Annotated in this window: 25 protein-coding genes; 13 read left to right on the top strand and 12 right to left on the bottom strand. The window is 67.1% G+C overall.

The features are described 5' to 3' along the window. The first annotated feature begins 395 nt into the window (after window positions 1-395). Window positions 396-569, top strand: coding sequence for a hypothetical protein (locus CP556_RS25825; RefSeq protein ID WP_176548126.1), 174 nt, complete (start codon window positions 396-398; stop codon window positions 567-569). Window positions 570-619: 50 nt separating this feature from the next. Here CP556_RS25825 and CP556_RS05045 read toward each other — a convergent pair whose 3' ends face one another. After that, window positions 620-1,510: a dihydrodipicolinate synthase family protein gene (locus CP556_RS05045; protein ID WP_098724622.1), complete on the bottom strand. Its 891-nt coding sequence runs from the start codon at window positions 1,508-1,510 to the stop codon at window positions 620-622. Window positions 1,511-1,624: 114 nt separating this feature from the next. Between CP556_RS05045 and CP556_RS05040 the strand changes: the two genes are divergently transcribed. Next, window positions 1,625-1,936, top strand: coding sequence for a DUF7091 family protein (locus CP556_RS05040; RefSeq protein ID WP_098724621.1), 312 nt, complete (start codon window positions 1,625-1,627; stop codon window positions 1,934-1,936). Between the two features lies 1 nt (window position 1,937). Beyond that, on the top strand, window positions 1,938-2,981 hold the full coding sequence (locus tag CP556_RS05035; protein WP_098724620.1) for a mannose-1-phosphate guanylyltransferase: 1,044 nt from the start codon (window positions 1,938-1,940) through the stop codon (window positions 2,979-2,981). Window positions 2,982-3,122: 141 nt separating this feature from the next. Here the strand turns inward: CP556_RS05035 and CP556_RS05030 are convergent, their stop codons facing one another. The 4 genes from CP556_RS05030 to CP556_RS05015 are packed head-to-tail and all read right to left on the bottom strand — an operon-like array spanning window position 3,123 to window position 6,110. Beyond that, entirely contained in the window at window positions 3,123-3,332 is a 210-nt protein-coding gene (locus CP556_RS05030) for a CbaC protein (RefSeq protein ID WP_098724619.1), read from the bottom strand. Beyond that, window positions 3,333-5,084, bottom strand: coding sequence for a b(o/a)3-type cytochrome-c oxidase subunit 1 (locus CP556_RS05025; protein ID WP_098727289.1), 1,752 nt, complete (start codon window positions 5,082-5,084; stop codon window positions 3,333-3,335). Beyond that, window positions 5,077-5,889 carry a cytochrome c oxidase subunit II gene (locus tag CP556_RS05020; protein WP_098724618.1) on the bottom strand — a complete coding sequence of 271 codons (813 nt, stop codon included), beginning with the start codon at window positions 5,887-5,889 and terminating at the stop codon, window positions 5,077-5,079. The genes CP556_RS05025 and CP556_RS05020 overlap by 8 nt, the downstream gene beginning before the upstream one ends. After that, the gene (locus CP556_RS05015; protein ID WP_098724617.1) at window positions 5,886-6,110 is read right to left on the bottom strand and encodes a hypothetical protein; all 225 of its coding nucleotides are present in this window, start codon (window positions 6,108-6,110) and stop codon (window positions 5,886-5,888) included. Before CP556_RS05015 ends, CP556_RS05020 begins: the two co-directional genes overlap by 4 nt. Before the next feature lie 99 nt (window positions 6,111-6,209). Between CP556_RS05015 and CP556_RS05010 the strand changes: the two genes are divergently transcribed. From CP556_RS05010 to CP556_RS05000, 3 genes are all read left to right on the top strand, one after another. Continuing rightward, the gene (locus CP556_RS05010; protein WP_098724616.1) at window positions 6,210-6,440 is read left to right on the top strand and encodes a DUF8131 family protein; all 231 of its coding nucleotides are present in this window, start codon (window positions 6,210-6,212) and stop codon (window positions 6,438-6,440) included. A gap of 139 nt (window positions 6,441-6,579) precedes the next feature. Further along, the gene (locus tag CP556_RS05005) at window positions 6,580-7,446 is read left to right on the top strand and encodes a sulfite exporter TauE/SafE family protein (RefSeq protein WP_098724615.1); all 867 of its coding nucleotides are present in this window, start codon (window positions 6,580-6,582) and stop codon (window positions 7,444-7,446) included. Between the two features lie 2 nt (window positions 7,447-7,448). Then, window positions 7,449-10,013 carry a heavy metal translocating P-type ATPase gene (locus CP556_RS05000; protein ID WP_098724614.1) on the top strand — a complete coding sequence of 855 codons (2,565 nt, stop codon included), beginning with the start codon at window positions 7,449-7,451 and terminating at the stop codon, window positions 10,011-10,013. A gap of 60 nt (window positions 10,014-10,073) precedes the next feature. On the opposite strand, the gene CP556_RS04995 is transcribed toward CP556_RS05000, so the two are convergent. Together CP556_RS04995 and CP556_RS04990 are read right to left on the bottom strand one after the other, a co-directional pair. Then, the gene (locus CP556_RS04995) at window positions 10,074-10,310 is read right to left on the bottom strand and encodes a CDGSH iron-sulfur domain-containing protein (protein WP_098724613.1); all 237 of its coding nucleotides are present in this window, start codon (window positions 10,308-10,310) and stop codon (window positions 10,074-10,076) included. 343 nt (window positions 10,311-10,653) lie between these two features. Continuing rightward, window positions 10,654-11,385, bottom strand: coding sequence for a lipoyl protein ligase domain-containing protein (locus tag CP556_RS04990; protein ID WP_098724612.1), 732 nt, complete (start codon window positions 11,383-11,385; stop codon window positions 10,654-10,656). Window positions 11,386-11,443: 58 nt separating this feature from the next. Here CP556_RS04990 and CP556_RS04985 point away from each other — a divergent pair, with 58 nt between their 5' ends. Then, entirely contained in the window at window positions 11,444-12,334 is an 891-nt protein-coding gene (locus CP556_RS04985; protein WP_098724611.1) for a DUF8155 domain-containing protein, read from the top strand. A 160-nt stretch (window positions 12,335-12,494) separates the two neighbouring features. Then, the gene (locus tag CP556_RS04980) at window positions 12,495-12,992 is read left to right on the top strand and encodes a PaaI family thioesterase (protein WP_098724610.1); all 498 of its coding nucleotides are present in this window, start codon (window positions 12,495-12,497) and stop codon (window positions 12,990-12,992) included. Between the two features lie 100 nt (window positions 12,993-13,092). Here the strand turns inward: CP556_RS04980 and CP556_RS25820 are convergent, their stop codons facing one another. The 5 genes from CP556_RS25820 to CP556_RS04960 all read right to left on the bottom strand — a co-directional run bounded on the left by CP556_RS25820 (window position 13,093) and on the right by CP556_RS04960 (window position 15,322). After that, a complete protein-coding gene (locus CP556_RS25820) occupies window positions 13,093-13,257 on the bottom strand; it encodes a hypothetical protein (RefSeq protein ID WP_176548125.1) in 165 nt (54 codons plus the stop codon). A gap of 161 nt (window positions 13,258-13,418) precedes the next feature. Beyond that, on the bottom strand, window positions 13,419-13,595 hold the full coding sequence (locus CP556_RS25815) for a hypothetical protein (RefSeq protein ID WP_176548124.1): 177 nt from the start codon (window positions 13,593-13,595) through the stop codon (window positions 13,419-13,421). A gap of 206 nt (window positions 13,596-13,801) precedes the next feature. Beyond that, window positions 13,802-14,374 carry a cysteine hydrolase family protein gene (locus tag CP556_RS04970; protein WP_098724608.1) on the bottom strand — a complete coding sequence of 191 codons (573 nt, stop codon included), beginning with the start codon at window positions 14,372-14,374 and terminating at the stop codon, window positions 13,802-13,804. A gap of 49 nt (window positions 14,375-14,423) precedes the next feature. Continuing rightward, complete coding sequence (locus tag CP556_RS04965; protein ID WP_098724607.1) at window positions 14,424-15,014, bottom strand: hypothetical protein; 591 nt, start codon at window positions 15,012-15,014, stop codon at window positions 14,424-14,426. Beyond that, on the bottom strand, window positions 15,002-15,322 hold the full coding sequence (locus tag CP556_RS04960) for a hypothetical protein (RefSeq protein ID WP_098724606.1): 321 nt from the start codon (window positions 15,320-15,322) through the stop codon (window positions 15,002-15,004). Before CP556_RS04960 ends, CP556_RS04965 begins: the two co-directional genes overlap by 13 nt. Window positions 15,323-15,604: 282 nt before the next feature. On the opposite strand from CP556_RS04960, the gene CP556_RS04955 reads away from it, so the two are divergent. From CP556_RS04955 to CP556_RS04935, 5 genes are all read left to right on the top strand, one after another. Next, a complete protein-coding gene (locus CP556_RS04955; protein WP_098724605.1) occupies window positions 15,605-15,958 on the top strand; it encodes a four-helix bundle copper-binding protein in 354 nt (117 codons plus the stop codon). A gap of 147 nt (window positions 15,959-16,105) precedes the next feature. Further along, window positions 16,106-16,471 carry an SPW repeat domain-containing protein gene (locus CP556_RS04950; RefSeq protein WP_098724604.1) on the top strand — a complete coding sequence of 122 codons (366 nt, stop codon included), beginning with the start codon at window positions 16,106-16,108 and terminating at the stop codon, window positions 16,469-16,471. 65 nt (window positions 16,472-16,536) lie between these two features. After that, on the top strand, window positions 16,537-18,474 hold the full coding sequence (locus tag CP556_RS04945; protein ID WP_098724603.1) for a glycoside hydrolase family 15 protein: 1,938 nt from the start codon (window positions 16,537-16,539) through the stop codon (window positions 18,472-18,474). 9 nt (window positions 18,475-18,483) lie between these two features. Continuing rightward, complete coding sequence (locus CP556_RS04940; protein WP_098724602.1) at window positions 18,484-20,019, top strand: vitamin K epoxide reductase family protein; 1,536 nt, start codon at window positions 18,484-18,486, stop codon at window positions 20,017-20,019. 2 nt (window positions 20,020-20,021) lie between these two features. Further along, a complete protein-coding gene (locus CP556_RS04935; protein ID WP_098724601.1) occupies window positions 20,022-21,041 on the top strand; it encodes an SDR family oxidoreductase in 1,020 nt (339 codons plus the stop codon). Window positions 21,042-21,115: the final 74 nt, after the last annotated feature.

Raw genomic sequence — 21,115 nt, 5'->3', positions numbered from 1 at the left:
GAGCGCCTCGGAAAGCGAGCGGTGACCGCAGGGAACCGTGAGCACAGTGAGGGTGGCCGATGACACTGCGCGAGGTCTTCGCGAACTTTGTGAGCGAATGGCTTGGAAGACGCAAAGCGTCTTCCAGTGGATGAGCGAACGCCGGAAGGCGTGAGCGTTAGCGCGGGACCGGAGGTCCCGCGAACGATGCGAACGGGCGCTGCGCGCCCGTGAGCAGAAATCGGCTGGGGAGGGCGTGGCGATTCCCTGTTGCCACGATAGCGGGTCTCTTCATCTCACTCAGTCACTCGCAGAACCCACTGTTCCATTCAGTTGAGTGCGTGACTGCGAACCTATCAGGTAGTGTGAGGTGCAGTTCATTATCATTCGTGACGTATAATACGTGATCAGCGCCGATGCAAGTACAAGAAACTCGAGAAATCGCGTGTCCACAGTGCGGAGAGCACAGTACCATTCCAGTCCCGGAACGGGACATGGAACTGAAAATCAGTCCGTACGTCGCCGCGTTCGGTGACCACACGGAAATCGAGTGTTCGAATGACCACACCTTCTGGGTCTACTACTGCTAATCGTACGCTTTCTTTCCCGGCCGCGCAGTTCTCTGATACACCCGCTCTCGCTACTGCTCGCCGACCGCGAGCGCGGCCTCGAGCGCGCCACTGATCGCTTCGGTACCCGCGTCGTCGACGGCGACCAGCGGCGGGCGGACCTCGTCGGCGGGGATGACGCCGCGCTCGGCCAGCGCCGTCTTCGTCGCCGGGGCGAAGCCGTGGGTCGTACACGCCTCGAACAGCGGGGAGATCGCGTCGCGCTGGAGCTCCCGACCGCGGTCGTCCTCGGCTCGCTCGAACGCTTCCCGAAGGACCGCGGGGACGACGTTCGAGAGCGCGTTGATCCCGCCGTCGGCGCCCATCCGCAGCGCGGGGACCAACAGCGCGTCGTACCCCTGGAGACACAGGAACTCGTCGGGCGTCTTCGCGAGCACGGACAGGAAGTACTCGAGGTCGCCGCTCGAGTCCTTGATTCCGATCGCTCGCTCGTGGGCCGCGACGGCGGCGACGGTCTCGGGCTCGATGCGCTGGCCCGTACACTGCGGGATATTGTACAGTAGAACGGGGAGCGACGCGTCCTCGAGGACGGCCTCGAAGAACCGCCGATTCCCGTCGGGCGCGTTCGCGGTGGTGAAATAGGGCGCGACGATGGCGGCGGCGTCGGCCCCAGCGTCGGCGGCGCGGTCGATGGCCGCGAACGTGTCGTCGACGCTCGTCGCCGCGGCGCCCGCGACGACGGGGACGTCGGCGCGCTCGACGGTCGCCTCGACGACGCGACGCTGCTCGCCGGCCGTCAAACTCGGAAATTCGCCGGTCGTCCCGCAGGGGAAGACGGCGTCGATGCCGCCCGACTGCAGGTGCTCGAGCAAACCAGTGAGGGCCGTTTCGTCGATCGATCCGTCGTCGAAGGGCGTTACCGTCGGACAGGTGATCCCCCGGAGCGCGTCGCGGACATCCATGTCCGTACTCGACGGGAGAGTCGGGCAAAGTCGTTGTCATCGATTCCGCGTCGCCGACTCCGACGGCCGCCGTCGCCGACGGGCCTATGTGCCCGCCGGTCGAACGGGTGTCCAATGGCGGATCGGCGTCGGCTCGAGCGGATCCTGCGCTCGACGCTGCAGGGCGCGGGCGAACAGTTCGAGGAGCTTCGCAGATCGACCGACGGCCAACTCGAGGAGGCCCGCGAGGCCTACGAGGTGGCGAAAAACGCCCGCGAGTTGCCGTCGGACGATGCGGGGCGGGCGAAGATCGTCTGTCGGCGCTACGCCGAACAGCGGGCGGCGAAGCTCGACGACGAGTACCGGCCGGCCTGTTACGAGGCGGGCCACCCCGACTGCGAGGGATGTGCGGAGGACGTCCGCGAAGGACGAATCGAGACCTGGTAACATGGATCGGCCAATCGTCGCCTGCGTCCTCGCCGGCGGCATCGGCAGCCGACTCTACCCCGCGAGCCGAAGCGACCGGCCGAAACAGTTCTTCGCGTTCGATGGCGAGCGCTCGCTGCTCTCGGGGACGATGGCTCGGACTGCGTTTGCCGACGAACGCTACGTCCTGACCCGCGACGCTTTTGCGGACGATATCCACGAGCACGCACCCGAAGCGGGCGTGCTGGTCGAACCCGACGGCAAGGACACCGGCCCGGCGCTGGTCTACGCCGCCTGGCGGCTCCGCGAGCGGTTCGATCGGGAGCCAGTCCTGGTCTGTCTCCCCAGTGACCACCACGTCACCGACGACGCGGCGTTTGCCACACGGCTCGAGCGCGCGGCCGAAATCGCGGCCGAAACGGACGGGCTGGTCACGCTGGGCGTCGAGCCGACGCGGCCAGCGACGGGCTACGGCTACATCGTTCCCGAACGGGGAGATTTCGGCGAGCGCGACGCGTACGCCGCAGTCGAGCGGTTCACCGAAAAGCCGGACCGAACGGGCGCAAAGGGGCTCCTCGAGTCCGGCGCGTACTGGAACGCCGGGATCTTCGCCTGGACGCCCGGTGCGTTACTGCGGGAAGCGCGCGACTCGCCGCTCGCACCGCTGGTCGACGCGCTCGAGGACGGCGAGCCGGAGCGGGGCTTCGACGCGGTCGAGTCGGTCAGCGTGGATTACGCGATCATGGAGCGCGCGACCGACGTCTTCCTGACGCCGCTGTCCGTCGAGTGGGACGACCTCGGGACGTGGGACGCGGTCGGACGAGCGCTCGAGACGGGCGCTGACGGCGACGCGAACGACGCGGCGAACGATACCGTCGCGGGAGACGTCCGCTCGATCGACGCGGCGGACAACGTCGTCGCCGCGCCCGATTCACACGTCTCACTGCTCGAGGTTGATGAGTTGATCGTCGCCGCGTTCGACGATCGGATCCTCGTCGCGCCGCGGGGAGCATCGCAGCGGGTCCGAGACGTGGTCGATCGGCTTCGGGAACGCGACGCGTTCTGAGAGGGTGTATCGTCGCCACCCGGGGCGGTTCGTAATTCTCGATTCGGTCGTGTCTCTTGGTCCTGTCTTCCGAATCATGACCGTCTCCGATACTCCCCGATGCGTAGTAAACGGAGAACCGAGCAAGAAACAGCGCGAGCCTCAGTTCGAACTTGAGGGGTCGGCCTCGGCGTCACCGTCGGGCGGCCACACCGCCCAGAGCACCAGCCCGAGGATGAGCACTGCGCTCAGCCCGAGCGACTCGAGGATGGACAGTTCGATGCCGAACCACGAGAGGGCCGTTCGGAGCTCGACGATAACTGGCACGAGGACGGCGATAACGACCAACAGCGCGCCCTTCGAGATGCGCATCTAGGGGACCACCTCCCGGATGGACTCGAGGACGAGTGCGCGACCGGTCTCGATGCCGAGCTGGAAGCCGTCGATATCGGAGCCGAACAGACCGCTCCCGTCGATGATGCTCGCCAGCGGGAGCGTGTACGCGAAGATCACGAGGACGACGGCGATCGCGGTCCAGAGCGCGAGGTTGTCGAGGATGGCCGGCGAGTCCTCGGGGCCCGAGAGCGTGCCGGCAAAGGTGTTGTCGGGGATCGCGTCGCTGGTCTCGTTGAACGAGGTCATGACCATGTTCAGGAGGAACAGGGCCAGCGACACGGTCAGTAACACCGCGCCGAGGGCGACCTGCGCGTTGATCTCGCCGACGGTGCCCACGGCGGGCTCGAACTCGAAGCCCTGGTACTGCGGTTCGGCGGTCCGGCGGGGCATTCCGAACAGCCCGGATCGGTGCATCGCGTTCGACATGAACGTCATTCCGATAAACCAGAGCAGTACCTGCCCCAGCGCGACCGAGCGGTTCCAGAGCTCCTTACCGGTCAACTGCGGAATGAACCAGTAGGCGGACGCCATGAAGGTCAACGCAACGGCGGTGCCGACGGTCAGATGGAAGTGGCCGACGACCCACCACGTGTTGTGGACGAGGTAGTTGATGTTCATCCCCGCGTTGATCATGCCGGAGAAGCCGGCCGCGGCGAACATCAGCCCAGCGAGCGCCATGCCGGTAAAGATCGGATCGCGCCAGGGCAGCGCCGTGAGCCAGCCGACGTAGCCCTCGCCGCCGCGCTGGCGCGCACCGTGTTCCATGCTGGCGACGACGGTAAAGGCGGTGAGCAGACTCGGCAGGAGGAGGAACATCGTGTTCGTCATCGCGATGAACTTGAACCCTTCAGCGATGCCCGGATCCAGGTACTGGTGGTGAATGCCCAGCGGCGTCGAGAGCAACAGGAACAGCACGAAGACGACGCGTGCGAGCGGGTCGCTGAACAGTTTGCCGCCGGAGAACTTCGGCAACATCGTGTACCACAGGATGTACGTCGGCATGAGCCAGAAGTAGACGACGGCGTGTCCGAAGTACCAGAACAGCGTTCTGGTCAACAGCGGATTGACGGAGTCGACGAGCCCCAGCGACCACGGCAGCAAGAAGACGAGTATCGACAGCGCGACGCCAAGCGTACAGATGTACCAGAACAGCGTCGTCGTCAACACCATGAACGTCGGGAGCGGGATCCGTTCGTCGGGGTTCTCGCTCCGCCAGGCCCACCACGTTCGGAACCAGTCGACCCCGGCGAGCCAAGAGCCGACGACGAACAGCACCAGCCCGATGTAAAAGAAGGGGTGTGCCTGCAGCGGCGCGTAGAACGTAAAGAGGACGTCCGCGTACAGTTCCGAGCCGAGAACCACGGGCGGTTCCTCGAGGAATCCGGCGAAGATCGTGACGCCGACCAGCACCGTTCCGACCACCATCATGGCGTACCAGCCCCACGTGAATCGAATGTCTTCGACACCGCGATCGAGGCTGGTCGTCACCGCCCAGGTAAAGACTCCTACGAGGAAGAAGATCGTGAACGAGATCGCCAGCAAGACGCCGTGGGCGGTCAGGACGGTATAGTAGTCCGGCGACTCGAGGAACCGGAAGACGTCCGTCCGGTGGAGCGCCTGCACGAGGCCGAGCGAGCCGCCGATCGCCAGCGCGATGAAGGAGCTCCAGAACGCCGCCTTGATCACGCGCGCTTCGGTCGGGAACTGGTCGACGTAGGCGTTACGCATCGCCGTCACCTCCGTCGGAACCGCCGTCACCGCCGGCGGTCGCGTCGGTGATCGAGAGCGTTCCGGTCTCCTCGTAGCCGTCGACGGTGACCGTCCAGTCGTACTCGCCTGGCTCCAGTTCGGCGGTGTCGACCGGGAACTCGACGGTCTCGCTACTGTCGCCCGAGACCGTCACATCGCGCTCGTCCGTCTGGTCGCCGATCTCGAGGGTCGCGGTCGTCTCGAGGTCGGTTTGCATCCCGTTTGACACGGTCGCGTTGATCGTTGTCTCGTTACCCGCCGCGACCTCGTCGGGGGCCTCGACGGACAGCTCGGTCAGGTCGAACTCGTCTTCGGGGACGACGTTCAGTTTCCCCTCCATCGTGTGGTGGAACTCCCCGCAGTACTCGTTACAGAGAATGCCGTACTCCCCCGGTTCGTCGAACTGGACTGTCATCTCCGAGACCTGTCCGGGGACGACCATCGTGTTGACGTTCGTCCCGACGACGGAGAAGCTGTGTGTCACGTCCAGGCTCGTGACGTAAAACGTGACCTCGCTATTGGCCGGCACTTCGATCTCGCTCGGTGAGTACGACCACGCCTGCGCGATGACGGCCACCTCGTACTCGTTGCCGCCGACGTGTTCGACGCCGGGGTCGTCGAACCGCTCGTCGTCGGCGATAGCGTCCGGACTGATGTCACCGCCCTCGTCGTTTATCATCGCGATGCCGGGGCCGATCGCGCCGTACGTGATCGTCGCGATGAAGCCGACGATCAACACCATCGACGCGACCAGCCAGACCTTCTCGTAGGTGTGAATGTTCATGCCAGCCCCACCACCGTGAGGAGCGCGCCGATCACGGTCGGGCCGTTTCCGAGAAACTCGACGAAATACATGAACAGCCACAGCAATACCAGTATCACGAAGTAGATCGCGATCAGGATCAGCGTCCCGATCGGATCATACTCGTCGTGACCGATCGTGCGAACGTGTTCGGGATCCTGTTGATGCGTTCCAGAATCCTGTTGGTGTGTTTGAGAGCTCATACGGATGAGTAGGGTAAGGGGGTGACTTACGGCCAGCCGTTATTCCCGAACCGTGAAAATAGCAGGGGGTATTAAACGTCAGTCGTTCCCAGTACCGGTATGGCCCTCGAGACAGTCACGCCCCGACTCGCGGCGACCGCGGGGCTGCTCGCGATCGTCCCGGTACTTATCTACGGTGTTACCGACTCGGGACTTGCCGGTGTCGTCAGCGCGGTTAACGTAGTTCTCATCATTGGCTCGCTGTACCTCGCGATGTCGCCGGTCGAGGGAACGCACGGCGACGGCCACGGACACGACCACGGTGGCGACGGAAACGGCACAGCCGGTTGATTCGTCCCGCCGGATGACACCCGTTGTACTCGAACCGATACCGCTCGTGACCACTCGTAACCCTCGCACGCGTATCGACACCGCTCGTGACCGATCGTGACGGCTCTGCCCGTAACCGTTCGTAACCGTTCGTGATATCATGTCAGTCGCATCGACCGCCCCCGTACTCGGCGCGCCACTCGAATACGGCCGGCTTTCGGCCGTCCCTCCGCTGATCGAAGCCACGGGAGCGGGGACCGGACTCGAGCGTGTAAACCTGCTCGTGCTCTTCGTCGTCGGACTCCTCGCGGGTGCACACTGCCTGGGAATGTGCGGGCCGCTTGTGACGACCTACGCCGACCGAATCGGTGCCGCGAGCGACAAGCGCCGCGACGATACGCTCACTGGCTACGAGGTGCGCCAGCACGCCCTGTTCAACCTCGGTCGAACGGCCAGTTACGCGGCCATCGGCGGCCTGTTCGGCCTGCTGGGCGCGGTCACGATCGCCTCGAGCGAGGCCGTCGCCGCGGTCGGCGATGGCGTCAGGGGCGCGACGGGGATCCTCGTCGGAATCGCGATCATCGCGAGCGGGCTCTACTACGTGCGCGGGCGGACTGCCGTCCCCGGCCACGACCTCCCCGTCGTCGGCGCGCTGTTCCGCCGCCTCTCGGGGCTGCTCTCGAGTCGGGTCGATCGACTCGCGACGTCGCCGGGGATCGTGGCGCTCGGCGCGGTCCACGGGCTCATGCCGTGTCCGATCATCTACCCGGCCTACCTCTACGCGTTCTCGCTCGGCTCGCCGACGCGCGGAGCACTCTCGCTGGGCGTCCTCGGACTCGGGACGATCCCTACGCTGTTCGCCTACGGCACCGTCATGACCACGATCGGCGCCGAGACGCGCGTTCGGCTCCACCGCGGCCTGGGCGCAGCGTTCATCGTTCTCGGCTACATCCCCCTCTCGCACGGGCTGATGCTGTACGGAATCCACCTCCCGCACCTGCCGCTGCCGTACACCCCACTGTTCTAACGATGGCACAGGACTCACCGCCGACCGAGCGCTCGTCCGGATCCACAACGGAGACCGACGGCTCGAGCGCGGCCGGCGAACCGAGCGCCGGTACCGACGCTGACACCGACACCTGCGACCTCTGTGACCTGCCGACTCCCGCGGAGCCGATCGTTGCCTCCGACGTGAACGGAACCTTTTGCTGTCGGGGCTGTCTCGAGGTCCACCGAACCCTCGAGCGAGCGGACGATGCACCGGACGAGTCGGCGGTGCAATCGAGGCTCGACCAGCGAGACCGGGTCGGGGACGACCGCGATCGCGACCGCAATCTCGACGACCTCGACGGCGAGGACGCCTTCCTCGCGGTCGATGGCATGCACTGCTCGACGTGCGAGGCCTTCCTCGAGACGACCGCCGAGCGCGAACCGGGTGTTCTCGGCGCGACGGCGAGCTACGCGACGGACACGATCCGGCTCGTCTACGATCCCGACCGGCTCGCAGCCGACGACCTTCCCGATCTCGTCTCCGGCTACGGCTACACCGCGGCCGATCGATCGGCCGCCGACGGTGACGCGGGAGCCGACGACGGCCTCGCCCCGCTCTTGCTGGGCGGCTTCTTCGGGATGATGGTCATGGTGTGGTACGTCCTGTTCCTCTACCCGACCTACTTCGGCCTCGAGCCGGTCGCCGACTTCGGCGGCTACGAGACCGCCTTTCTCTCGGCGAACATCTGGCTGTTCACGTCGTTCATCCTCTTCTACACCGGCTATCCGATCCTCCGGGGCGCGTTCGTCAGCCTCCGGGCGGGTCGGCCGAACATGGACCTGCTCGTGGCGACGGCCGCGCTCGGCTCGTACGGCTACAGCGCAGTCGCCGTACTGCTCGGTCACAGCCACCTCTACTTCGATGTCACCGTCGCAATCGTCCTCGTCGTCACCGCGGGCACCCACTACGAGACGTCGGTCAAGCGCCGCGCGACCGGACTGCTCGCCGAACTGACCGAGCAGCAGGTCGACGAGGCCCGCCTCGAGAGCGGCGAGACCGTCCCGCTCGAGGCCATCGAGCCCGGCGACCGGCTCCTCGTCCGACCCGGCGAGCGGGTTCCCCTCGACGGCGAGATCCGAGAGGGATCCGCCGCCGTCGACGAGTCGCTGATCACCGGCGAATCCCTGCCCGTCGGGAAGCGTGCGGGTGATTTCGTCCGCGGCGGCACCGTCGTCACCGACGCCCCGATCGTCATCGCGGTCGGCGACGAGGCCGAGAGCACTCTCGATCGGCTCGTCTCCCTGCTCTGGTCGATTCAGAGTTCGCGGCCGGGCGTCCAGCGGCTCGCTGACAAACTCGCGACCGTCTTCGTTCCGCTGGTGGTCGTCCTCGCCGTCGGGACGGCCGCCGTCTCGCTCGCGACCGGCTCGAGCGCGTCGACTGCATTGTTGCTCGGGCTGACGGTCGTGATCGTCTCCTGTCCGTGCGCGCTCGGGCTCGCGACCCCGCTGGCGATCGCCGCGGGCGTTCAGACCGCCGCCGAGCGGGGTATCGTCGTCGCCGCGGAGACGATCTTCGAGGACGCGCCAGACATCGACGTGGTCGTCCTCGACAAGACGGGAACGCTCACGACGGGGACGATGGCCGTCGAGAGCGTTCACACCGTCGACGACGGCGACGGAGGGGCTCACGCGATCGACGATGATGACGAGGGCGTTCGCGCGACCGACGGCGGCAACGGAGGTGTGAGTGACCGGAACGCCGACGAACTGCTCCGGCGCGCCGGCGCGGTCGAAGCGCTCTCCGAGCATCCGATCGCGCAAGCCGTGGCCGACGCCGCGGCCGACCGCGCGGCGAGCGACACCGTCGCGAACAGCGCCGTCGAGGAATTCGAGCACGCCGACCGCGGCGTCAGCGGCCTCGTCGACGGCGAGCGCGTCGTCGTCGGCCACCCCGACTTCCTCCGGGAGCGCGGGCTCGCGGTTCCCGACGCCCTCGAGCCGCGGATCGACGACGCTCGCGCGGCCGGTCGCGTTCCCGTCGTCGTCGGCTGGGACGATCGGGCTCGCGGGCTGATCGTCGTCGGGGACTCGCCCCGCGAGGAACTGGACGACGCGCTCGAGACGCTCGCCGACGGGCGCGAGGTCGTCGTCCTCACCGGTGACGAGGGGCCGGCGACCGAGGCCTTCCGCTCGCTCGAGGGCGTCGACGAGGTCTTCGCCGGCGTGCCGCCGGAAGCGAAGGCCGAAACGGTCGACCGGCTTCGGGCTCGAGGAACGGTCGCGATGGTCGGCGACGGGAGCAACGACGCGCCCGCGCTGGCCGCCGCAGATGTCGGGATCGCGATGGGCGGCGGGACCCGGCTCGCGACCGACGCGGCCGACGCGGTGATCGTCGGCGACGATCTCACGGCCGTCGCGGAGACGTTCGACATCGCGACGAGCACCCATCGGCGGATCCGCCAGAACCTCGGCTGGGCCTTCGCCTACAACGCGGTCGCGATCCCGCTGGCGGTCGCCGGCCTCCTGAACCCGCTGTTCGCCGCCGTCGCGATGGCCGCGAGCAGCGCGCTGGTCGTCTGTAACTCCGCGCGTTCGATGTGAGGGCCTCGGTTACTCGAGTGACGGACCGCGAGTTCGGTTTTTGGGTCGATCGACGGAGCGTTACCCATCGCTTTCGTCGACCGTCACGACCCGTTCGACTTCCCGGCGCTCGCCGTCCTCGTAGACGTAGGTCGCGTCGTCGTCCTCGTCGCGCGTCGCCCGATGGCTCCCGTCACAGAACGGAAACGAGTCCGACAGTCCACACTGACAGACCGCGATATCCCCCTTTTCGTCGTCGATATCGGACGGCTCGAGTCTGCGTGGCCCGCTCTCCTCGAGTTCGACCAGTCGTGTCATCGGGCACGTCTCGGGCCGCCGCGTTCAAAACGCTTCGCTCGAGTGGAGATCACGCTCGTCGCGGCCGGTTCTGTCGCTCACTACAGGAGTTTGCTGAGCGGGATGCTCAGTAGTGAGTTCGATGAAAGAAGTGTCCTGCTATCGTGGCACCAGGGAATCGCCACGCCCTCCCCAGCCGATTCGTTCGCTCGCTGTACTCGCTCACTCATCCCTCGCGCAGAATCGGGTCGCGGCTCACTGTCGGTTCGCCGCGACCCAGCGCGCGCCACCGCACGTAGGTTGGTCAGCCCGGAGTGAAACGTCGTTACCCTGTACTCACCGTCAGTCTTTCAGCCACTGACTTTCAGTGGCACCTCTCGTCTCCGTCACCGACGCCCTCGAGCGAAACGGCCGTCGCGTCGCCGACCAGCGCGTCCTCGATCACGGTCCGAACCTTCGCCGGATCGGCGGGGCCGCCCGCATCCGCGATAGTCCCTATCGACGCCGGCTCGAGGGGCACCCCGAGCGCGTCGTAGACCGGCTCGAGCACGCCCGCGAGTTCCTCGCGGTTCGCGACGAGGACGACGCCGGCGACGAGGGCAGCGCCCCGCCGGACGCGCTGGGCGATGCCGACGATCTTCCGCCGTCGCCGCCCGCCGGTGCTCGCGTCCACCACCGACAGCGAGTGCGTTCCGGGACAGAACGAGTCGTCGGGTTCGCCTCGAGTCGGCTCGAGGCCCAGCGTGTCGAGTGCTCGCTCGAGATCGGCCGTGGCCCGCTCGTAGCGCTCGGTCGTTCCGGCCCGGATATCCGCGATCGGTTCGGCGCGAGCGAACGCCAGCGTCGTCGTTCCGTCGTAGGCGACCGCTCTCCCCCCGACATCGCGCTCGAGCGGCGAAAACCCTCTCCCGCGTGCGGCCTCGCGGGCGTGATCGTACCTTTCGAGACAAGCGTCCCGACGACCGAAGGCGACCTGCCGGTGTGGCGTCCAGACGCGGACGGCTGGCTCGCCGCCGTCGGCGGCGATCGAGAGCAGCCGTCGACTCGCGTCTCGGTCGGCCGCGAGCGTGTCCCTCCGTCCGCGAACGACGCGCATACCGAACCGTTGAACCCGGTGAGACTAAACGCTCCCGCCGTCCAGATCACGATGAACGATGGCCGTCACGCTTCCCGAGACCGTGCTGGCGCGCTACGAGCGATTTTCGCTGTACAACTCGCCGTACCCCGCCCACGACGGGGGCTGTGCGATCGATTTGTATCCCGGGACGCTGACCGACGGTCGAACCACCGCCGCGCCGAGTCCGGTCGCCGGCACGGTCCGGGAGACGCGCACCGTCCGCGCGCCGCCGAAACCCTACGCGCCCGAGCACGATCACCTGATTCTGCTCGAGCCCGCGGATTCCAGCCCGCTGTCCGGGCTGACGGTCCGAATCCTCCACGTCGATCCCTCGGTCGAGGCGGGCGACCGGGTCGAACCGGGCGACTCGCTGGGCCGACTCGTCCGGGCCGGCTTCTTTGCGCCGTGGGTCGACAACCACCTCCACGTCGGCTTTCGCGGGCTGGATCAGAACCCCTATCGAGCGACTGGATCGCTCCCGATCGAACTCGGGGTGTCGGTCCGCCCCCTCGAGTGGGACGGCACCGGCCGAGTCGTCTCGAGCGGCGACACGTACGCGGTCCTCGACGCGCCCGCACACCCCGACCCGGGAACCGAGTTCGTCGGCGTGCGAGCCGACGGTGGCGGCGTCCTCGACGGCGGACTGCCACACTACGACGGCGGCGGACTGCTCGAGCCGACCGATTCGCCCGCGGGGAACGGAGCCGATCACGTCGTCTCGCTGAACGGCGACCGACTCGGCGTGGCCGACGGCCGCACGATCGCGTGGGACGACGTGACCGTCACCGCGAACGGCGAGGCCATCACCGGGCTGTCGCTGTTCTACGCTCGAGACGAGGACTTCGGTGCAAAGCTGATCTGTCCGGATCGCGAGTTCGAACGCGGCGAGCGGGTTCGAGTGCGCGTTCGCTCGAGCGGAGACCGGTGACGTCCCTGACTGAGTCCGTCCTCCGCCGCAGGACCGACGATGGTAGCGTCTCCCCGGCCGTCCGCTCGAGGTCGTCTCCGGTTCGCGGCCGAGTGAACGCCCGACAACGGACAGGTCTGGAAACGTAGCTGTCAAGACCGTCGCCGACAGACGGATGGCTATGACCGACGGCGCGCCGACGATGGATGCAGTCGACGAGTTCGACGACCCGGAGGCGATGCTCCAGTACTTCCTCGAGGAGAATCAGGAGTTCCTCTCGTGGCTCGGCACGACCGTCGACAACGTCGGCGAGGGGACGATGACGATGTCGATCCCCTACGACGAGAAACTGACGAACACGCGGCCGAACGCCGCGCCCGACGAGCAGGCGGATCTCCACGGCGGCGTCGCCGCCACCCTTATCGACACCGTTGGCGGCCTGTCGCTGCGAACGGCGATGGACGATCCCTTCGGGACGCGGATCGCGACGATCAACCTGAACGTCAACTACCTCCGGCCGGCGACGGGGGATCTCGTGGCGACCGCGGACGTGATCCGGGTCGGCGGCAGCGTCGGCGTCAGCGAGATCACCGTCGAGAGTACGGCACCCGACGGCGAGACGAAAGCTGTCGCGATCGGACAGGGCGCGTACCGGGTCTTCCGCGAGAACTCGACGTAGCTACTCTCCGTTTCTCGGATCGTCCCGGCGGTTCACCGTTTCGGTCTCACCTCATTCGGGTCCGTTCCCGCGGATTCGCGAGCGTCTCGACGCTCGGCCGTCAGGAGTCGGCGGTCAGTACCCGAAGGCGAGCGATGGAGAACGCGACCACGAGCGCGAACGGGCCGGCGTACAGATAGTCGCCGAGCGAGGCGAAGTACCAGAACGCGTACGCGCTGAGCCCGACGGCGACCAGATACACCGGTCGTAACCGTCGTTCGTTCATTCGAACTCCCTCTTCGTTCCGGTCTCGAGTCGCAGTTCGCTCACCGGTTCGACGGGCTGCGATCGACGCGCTCTCATACGCCCCCGTTCGATCGGCGGCGTTGAAAAGGGACGCATTGGCGGCGGGGACGGCGTGACGCGCTGCACCCCCGATCGCACGGTTCAATTGTTGCTACTGGTATCGGGGATCCCCATCCGCAGTCGAACCACGAGGTACACGGCGACGAACGCGAACACGCCGGCGAACAGCCACGACCCGTTCATGACGGCGTTCGCGAACGCGATCGCGTTGAGCGCGATCCCCGCGACGTACACCGATTTCCACCGTCGTTCGCTCATCGATCCTCACCGTCCGTCCGCGGCTCGAGGCGCGGTCGCTCCGGCGGTCTCGAGCGTCGGCGAAAGCTCGTCTCCATAGCCGAGCCTCGGGGCCGCTCGAATAAAACACTGCAGTTCGAGAGCCGCGGACTGGTCCGACTCGGAACCGGGCGATGGGAGTGTGCAGTGACTTGTAGCTGGTACTGGAGAGACTGACGACGCGCGACTCAGGCGAACTCGAGGGTCTCGCTCGGTTCGACCTCGCCGAAGAGCCACGCGGCGTGATCGAGCGCGTACTCGCGGTGGTCGTCCTCGATCGCACCGATACAGTCCTCGAGCATGATCGGCCGGAAGTCCCGCAGCCCCGCGCTGCCGCCGGTGTGGAGCACGCAGACGTTCGCGAGCGTGCCACAGATCACCAGATCGTCGATGGTGCGGGCGTTCAGCCACCCCTCGAGTTCGGTGTTGTAGAAGGCGTCGTAGGTGTGTTTCTCGACGACGTGATCCCCGTCCTCGACGGAGAGTTCGTCGACGATCTCGGCCTCCCACGATCCCTCGAGGACGTGTTCGCCCCACTGTTCGAACTCGTCGTAGTAGTGGGCGTCGTCGAACTGTTCGGGCGGGTGGACGTCGCGGGTGAAGATCACCTGCGTCCCGTTCTCGCGGGCCCGATCGACGAAATCCGCGATCGGCTCGATGACGTCCTCGCTACCCGGCGCGTACAGCGAGCCGTCGGGATGACAGAACCCGTTTTGCATGTCGACGACCACCACCGCCGTGCTGTCTGGCTCGAGGTGCATGTCTCTGCGATGGTACGAACGGGATCGTAAAAACGTTCGCGCCGAGACCTCAGCGGGGGACGCTGGGTTCGTTGTCCACCTCGTCGCCCGTCGGGGCGTCACGAGGTTCTCCCCGGAGATACCGCTCGCCTCGTCGCGTCAACTGGTATTTCCCTCGTTCGACCTTCTCGAGGAGGCCGTGCTCGTCCAGCGCGAGCAGGCGACGGTTCACTTCCTTTCGGCTGAATCCAGCGTTAAAGGCGACGACCGACGGCGTCAGGACGAGATCGGCGCTGTGGAAGACGGCGAGGATCTCGTCGTCCATCGGCGTCATCCACTCGGCGGGCCGCCGGATCCGTGACGGCTCGCTCAGCAGCGTACGCGCCCACTCCGTCCGCCGCACCTCGTTCGTCACGGGGTCGTAGAGACCGAGGATGACCAGTAGCGCGGCGGTCCCGTGGACCCAGTGGACCAGCGGCGGCGCGATCAGTTCGGCGACCGGCCCGCCGATCACGGCCAGCATCAATCCGGCGACGGTGACGAGCACGAACCGACGGTACGCCGTCACCGACGCCTCGAGCGAGTAGAAGTACAGCAACTCGCAGGTGACGACGATCCCGATCGCGAGGTTGTAGCCGACGAAGGGAGTCAGTCCGTCCACGACGACTCACCCCCCGGTCGGCTCCGGTGGAGCTGTCGATGGCGGAGTATCAGCAGTCCGAGAAAGATCGCGATACTCGTGTTCGCCGCACTCCGGAGCACGTGGAGGACCAGCGGCTCCGGCCCGGTGACGAGCAGCGTCGTGTGGTAGATCGTCAGCGCGACCATTCCGACCGTGAGGAGAGCGATGGCCGTCCCGAACGGGGAGTTCCGGAAGATGCCCCAGGACAGCAACGCGAACACTCCGGCCCCGGTCCCCGCGATGATCGCGAAGGGGACGCCGAGGAGGTGAACGACGGAGTGAGTCATGTCGCGGGCTACGGCACCGGCTGTCGTTAAACTGTGGCATGGGCTTTCATCGGTGCGACGACGCGGGCCGCGACTCCCCACGAGTTACGGACTCGAACGGCGATTTCCCCGGCGACTCGCCGGCGAACGGACCCCGTACCGTCCGGCGGTAATCGTTCATGAATCGGTCCTCACCGATCGGCCGTCCCGCGGTCCTTGCTGCGGGTACCGCGCCTCACCGTTCGGTCGGTCCGTCGTGGGGTGTGGATAACAAAGCCGATCGTCGCCGACCGACCGATCGCAATGGCACTGACCCAGATCGACCACGTCAGCGAGGACGAGGAGATGCAGGAGTGTATCGACAGCTGTTTCGAGTGCGCACAGGCCTGTGAGTGGTGTGCCGACGAGTGCGCCGGCGAGGGCGAGGAGATGGCGGAGTGTCTCCGACTCTGCCGAGACGTCGCCGATCTGACTGCCATGCACGCTCGGTTCATGGCTCGCAACTCCGGCTACAGTTCGGACATCGCCGCGATCACCGCCGACGCCTGCGAGGAGTGCGCAGACGAGTGCGAACGACACGACGCCGAGCACTGTCAGGTCTGTGCGGATGTCCTCCGGGACTGTGCGGAGACCTGCCGGAACATGGCGTCGGCCTGAGACGGACTGCTGTCAGTCAGTTCCGGAGCAACCGCGAATCGTCCTGCGGTTACTCCGGTGAATCGTTACAGCAGACCGTATGACGGCCCGAACCCCGATTCGCGACCGCGAGAGAGGACCACTCCCTCCCGACGGAACTCCCGGATCATGGACCTGACGACGAAGTGGACCGCCGCCGGCACGAGCGTCCTCGGCTGCTGGCTGCTCGCGGCACCGTTCGTCTTCGGTGCACCGGCCGCCGATCGCTGGAACGACATCATCGTCGGGACGGCGATCGTCCTCGTCGCCGGCTACAACTACACCAGAGCGGCCAGACGGCGAGCCACGAGTCAGACGGGTGCCGCGCTCGTCGCGGTCCTCGGCTGCTGGCTCGTCGTCGCGCCGTTCGTCTTCGGCCTCGAGGGGCCGGCGCTCTGGAACGACGTCGTGACGGGGACGGTTGTCGCGAGCTTCGCCGGCTATAACGCCTACGTCGCCGGCAGCGCGGCCCCCCTTCGAGCGACTGCCCAATAGGAAAGGTCGTCCGACGAGTACGGACGTGCCGTCCGCTGGCAATTCGCCATCGAACCCACATACCCATGCAGTACAAACGCCTCGAGGAGTACGGCGCGATCGGCGACGGGAACACGGTTGCCCTCGTCGGTCGCGACGGCTCGATCGACTGGTGTCCGTTCCCGCACGTCGAGTCGCCGAGCGTCTTCGCCGCCGTGCTCGACGCCGACCGCGGCGGCCACTTCGCCGTCCGACCGACCCAATCGTTCGAGTCCGTCCAGCGCTACCGCGACCGGACGAACGTCCTCGAGACGACGTTTCGGACCGCCGGCGGGAGCGCAACGGTGACGGACTTCATGCCCGTCCCGGAGGCGGTTGGATCCGATGACCGGGCGATCGGGCCCGACGACTGGCCGCCCGCGATCTACCGCAAACTCGAGTGCGAGGACGGCCCGCTCGAGGTCGAGATCGAGTTCGATCCCCGCTTTGCGTACGCACGAGACGTACCCGAGATCGAACTGACCACTGACGGCGTCGTCGCGACCGGCGATGACGAGCGAGCCGTTCTCTCGAGCGGTCTTCCCTTCGAGCCCGCGAGCGACGGCCACGGGGCGAGCGCGACGGCGACGCTCGAGGACGGCGAGACGCGCTGGCTGGTGCTGGGCTACGGCGAGGAGATCCCCCTCGAGCCGTCGCGGCACCGGGAGACGCTCGCCGAGACGGTCGATTACTGGCGGTCGTGGGTCCACGACTGTGACGAGACGGACTGTCCCGTCGGCGGTCAGTGGCACGACTTCGCGGTCCGCTCGTCGCTCGTTCTCAAACTCCTGATTCACCGAGAAACGGGCGCAGTGTGTGCGGCACCGACGACCTCGCTGCCCGAAGACGTCGGTGGCGTCCGCAACTGGGATTACCGCTTCAACTGGATCCGCGACTCGGCCTTCACCGTCCGGGTGCTGGCCGAACTGGGCCATCTCGAGGAGGCCCGGTCCTACTTCGAGCTGTGTCTCGACCACTGCAGCCGGCACGAGCCGGCGGAGATGCCGCCGGTCTACGGCCTCCACGGCGGGAGCGACCTCGAGGAGCGCGTCCTCGACCACCTCGAGGGATACCGCGGCTCCGCTCCCGTTCGCGTCGGCAACGCGGCTCGGAACCAACATCAGCTCGATATCTACGGCGAGCTGGTGCTCGCGATCTACGAGAGCGTTCGGTACGGCGAGCCGATGCGGTCCGGCGACTGGCCGGTGGTGCGCGACCTCGTCGACTACGTCTGCGAGGGCTGGGACGAGCCCGACGCCGGTATCTGGGAGATGCGGACCGACCACGAGGGATTCGTCTACTCGAAGGTCATGTGCTGGACGGCGCTCGACCGCGGCATCAGGCTTGCCGAGGCGGCCAACGGCGTCGAGGCTCCGATCGAGCGCTGGCGGGCGGCCCGAGACGATGTCCGCGAGGCGATCCTCGAGCGCGGGTTCAGCGAGGGGGCGAACAGCTTCGTGCGATCGTTCGGCGACGGCGACACGCTCGACGCGGCGAACCTGCTGATCCCGGTCGTCGGCTTCCTCCCGGCCGACGACGATCGCGTGCAGGGGACGATCGACGCGACGCTGGACCGGCTGGCGACCGACGACGGCCTCGTCCGCCGGTACGAGGGCGAGGACGGGCTCCCCGGCGAGGACAGCCCGTTCTTCGTCTGTTCGTTCTGGCTCGTCACCGCGCTCGCGCTCGCGGGGCGAACCGAGGAGGCCCGCGATCGCTTCGAGTCCGTCCTCGAGTACGCCAGTCCGCTCGGGCTATTGGCCGAGGCGGTCGATCCCGAGAGCGGCGAACAGCGGGGTAACTACCCGCAGGCGTACAGTCACATCGGCCTGCTCAACAGCGCGCTCTCGCTGGCCGATTCGACCGGCTCGAGCGACGTGGGTTCCAGCGCCGCAGCGTCGCCGGCACCCCTGGGCCGTAACGAGTCGCTCGAGGACGTCGCCTCGAGCGGCGAGATCGTCCGCGGAACGAACGAAATCGAGTGAGAGATACTGATGACAGAAGATAGCACTCACGACGCGACTGACGAACACACCGCCGTCACGACCGACGAACACACCGCCGTCACGACCGACGCTCGAGACCGACGTTCGCGGGCCGACGGCGGTGGTGGGAACGGAAACGGACACGGCGGCGGAGACGGAAACGGCGATCCCAGTGGAGACGGGGACGACGGCGACTCGATGCGGCCGGGTGACATGATGCTCAAACATCCGACGGAGGAGATCTGGCCCCAGTACGCCGTCATCTCGCTCGGGATCTGGCTCCTCGCGAGTACGCCGGCACTGGACTATGGGAGCGCGCTGATGGTCTGGAACGGCATCGTCAGCGGACTCGTCCTGATCACACTCGCGGGGATCACGATCTACCGCGAGAACGGCTACGCCAACTACGCCAACGGATTCGTGGGCCTCTGGCTGGTGTTCGCACCGATCGCGTTCTGGGCGCCGACGGCCGCCGCCTACGCCAACAACGCGCTCGTGGGGACCATGGTGATCACGTTCTCGGTACTGATCGTGATGCGCTCGGAGATGGACGGGCCGACCGTCCCGCCGGGCTGGTCGTACAACCCCTCGACGGGGGCCCAGCGCGCGCCGCTGATCGCGCTCGGGATCTTCGGCTTCTTCGCCTCGTGGTACATGGCCGCCTTCCAACTGGGCTACATCGAGAGTGTCTGGGACCCGCTGTACGATCCGGGAACCCAGGCGATACTGACGTCGCGTGTCTCGGAGGCGTTCCCCGTCTCGGACGCCGGCCTCGGCGCGGTCGCTTACTCGGTCGAGGCCCTGATGGGATTCATGGGCGACCGCCGGCGCTGGCGGACGATGCCGTGGATGGTCGCCTTCTTCGGCGTCGTCGTCATCCCGCTGGGCTTCGCGCAGGTACTGTTGGTCATCATGCAGCCGATCATGGTCGGGACGTGGTGTACGCTCTGCCTCCTCTCGGCCTTTGGCATGCTCTGGATGATCTCGCTGACCGTCGACGAGGTCGTCGCCATGGGACAGTACGTCGTCCGGCTGATGCGCCAGGGCGACAGCCTCTGGACGGCCTTCTGGATGGGCGGGACGATCTCCGAGGACGAGGAGGGCGTCGACATGACCTCGGAGCGACCGATCGGCGACTCGCCGGTTAGCGAGCCGTTCTGGGGCGTCTCGATTCCGTGGACCCTGCTGGGCGCGATGGCGCTCGGCGTCTGGCTCATGCTCTCGCCGACCGTCTTCGGGACGACGGGGCTCATGGCCGATAGCAGCCACCTGGTCGGCTCGCTGATCGTCTCCTTCACCGTGATCGCGACCGCCGAGCCCGCGCGCGCGATTCGGTTCCTGAACGTCCCGCTGGCCGCGTGGGTTGCCGTCGCCCCCTGGCTGTTCGACGGCGTCCCGACGCTCGCCGCGATCAATGCCGTCGCCGCCGCCGCACTCGTCGTGGTGCTCAGCGTCCCGCGCGGTTCGTTCGAGGACCGCTACGGCGGCTGGGAGGAGTACGCCACCCTCCAAACGTTCGATCGACTCAACCCCCTCAGTAGCTAACCATGTCCGAACCCACTGACTCCGAAGTCGTCGTCGTCACGGGCGCATCGGCCGGCGTCGGACGAGCCACCGCTCGTGCGTTCGCCGAACGCGGCGCGAAGATCGGCCTGCTCTCGAGAGGCGAGGACGGCCTCGAGGGCGCGCGCGAAGACGTCGAGGAAGCGGGCGGCGAGGCGGTCGTCGTTCCGACGGACGTCTCCGATTTCGACGCGGTCGACGCCGCGGCCGAGACCGTCGAGAACGCGTTCGGGCCGATCGATATCTGGGTGAACAATGCGATGGTGTCGGTGTTCTCGCCGGCCGCGGAGATGACCGCCGACGACTACCGGCGGGTCACCGAGGTCACGTATCTGGGTTACGTTCACGGCACACAGGTCGCGCTCGAGCGGATGCGTCCCCGCGACGAGGGGACGATCGTGCAGGTCGGCTCCGCGCTGGCGTATCGGGGCATCCCGCTGCAATCGGCTTACTGCGGTGCGAAACACGCGATCCAGGGATTCACCGAATCAGTCAGAACGGAACTCATCCACGACGACTGCGACGTCCAGCTCTCGATGGTGCAGATGCCCGCGATGAACACCCCGCAGTTCGAGTGGTCGAAGAGCCGGATGTCGAAGAACCCCCAGCCGGTGCCGCCGATCTACCAGCCCGAGGTCGCCGCTCGAGCGATCACGTGGACCGTCGACCGCGGCAAGGACGAGCTGTGGGTCGGCCGGTCGACGGTGAAGGCGATTCTGGGCAACCGCCTGATTCCGCGGCGGCTCGACAACATGCTCGCGAGCGGCGGCTACGACTCCCAGCTGACCGACGAGCCGACCGATCCCGACCGAGAGAACAACCTCCACGAGCCGCTGTCCGGGGACTTCGGGGCACACGGGCCGTTCGACGACCGGGCGCGCGATCGGAGCTACCAGCTACGGGCGTCGATGCACCGGCGAGCGCTCGCCCTGCTCGCCGCCCTCGCGGTCGCGATCGTGAGCGCGCTTCTCGGTCGGCGGGCCGCGTCGGCCGAATCCGGGTGAGCCGCTCGCACGACGCTTGGGACGTCCGCTTTCGCCGTCCGCCGCCGCTCACCGTTCGTCACCGTCCGTCAACG

Source organism: Natrinema sp. CBA1119, from assembly GCF_002572525.1.
GTDB lineage: Archaea > Halobacteriota > Halobacteria > Halobacteriales > Natrialbaceae > Natrinema.
The sequence above is the reverse complement of the archived record's forward strand: the minus strand, read 5'-3'. Positions and strand labels throughout refer to the sequence as shown.